Source organism: Deinococcus rhizophilus (assembly GCF_030271215.1).
Classification (GTDB): domain Bacteria; phylum Deinococcota; class Deinococci; order Deinococcales; family Deinococcaceae; genus Deinococcus; species Deinococcus rhizophilus.
Genome location: NZ_JASNGB010000437.1, coordinates 1 through 335, shown reverse-complemented (window position 1 = coordinate 335; position 335 = coordinate 1). Strand labels below are relative to the sequence as shown.

1 protein-coding gene is annotated in these 335 nt (G+C 76.7%); it reads right to left on the bottom strand.

Annotated features, from left to right (window positions below; translation table 11 throughout):
* A partial coding sequence (locus QOL99_RS17735) for a tetratricopeptide repeat protein (RefSeq protein ID WP_285525715.1) occupies positions 1–335 on the bottom strand: 335 nt, incomplete at both ends.

Sequence of the window (335 nt, the reverse complement as noted above, 5' to 3'; positions counted from 1 at the left end):
TGCCCGCACCACGCGCGGGCACGGGCACCCTCGGCGCCCCGGCGAATGGCCGTCACCCGCGCGAAGTAGCCCTCGGCCTCCCCGAAGCGCCCCGACACCAGGCAGGCCAGCCCCATGTTGTGCAGGGTCCAGGCGCGGTGTCGCCCGTCGTGCCGGAAATGGGTCAGCGCCTCGGCATAGGCCCGCAGCGCTCCGGTCTGGTCCCCCGAGCGGCCCAGCAGCGCTCCTTCCTCCATCCGCAGGATGCCCAGCGCCCGGCCGTGCGCGAACTCTGCCGCCCGCGCAAGGGCCGCCTGCCAGCCGCCCCTCCCCAGGTGCGCCAGCGAGCGGCCCCG